The following is a 612-nucleotide window of genomic DNA, read 5'->3' on the forward strand; positions in this document are numbered from 1 at the left end:
GGGATAAGCGCGCTGATTTTCTTACGCCGCAGTTCATCGTGACAGAGCCGGGTGTCGTAAGCGCCGTCTGCCGATGCTGCCCTGATTTTTCTGTGAGTCTGCCGGATAAGACCCGGGAAGGCTTCTGAGTCCGTCACATTGTTCAGCGACAGGTCAGCGCAGATGATTTCATGTGTTTTACTGTCAACGGCGAGATGCAGCTTACGCCAGATACGGCGGCGTTCCTGGCCATGCTTTTTGACTTTCCACTCGCCTTCACCGAAGACCTTCAGCCCGGTGGAATCAATTACCAGGTGTGCGATTTCACCCCGGGTGGGCGTTTTGAAACTGACATTAACCGACTTTGCCCGCCTGCTGACACAGCTGTAATCCGGGCAGCGTAGCGGAACGTTCATCAGAGAAAAAATGGAATCAATAAAGCCCTGCGCAGCGCGCAGGGTCAGCCTGAATACGCGTTTAATGACCAGCACAGTCGTGATGGCAAGGTCAGAATAGCGCTGAGGTCTGCCTCGTGAAGAAGGTGTTGCTGACTCATACCAGGCCTGAATAGCTTCATCATCCAGCCAGAAAGTTATGGAGCCACGGTTGATGAGGGCTTTATTGTAGGTGGGC

The 612-nt window shown here is 53.6% G+C and carries 1 protein-coding gene; it reads right to left on the bottom strand.

Annotation, left to right across the window (positions count from 1 at the left end; all coding sequences use genetic code 11):
• Positions 1-612: IS5-like element IS903B family transposase (locus ACXIZN_RS43265; protein ID WP_457960787.1), on the bottom strand; the 612-nt coding region annotated here is incomplete at both ends.

The organism is Amycolatopsis sp. TRM77291 (genome assembly GCF_054166285.1).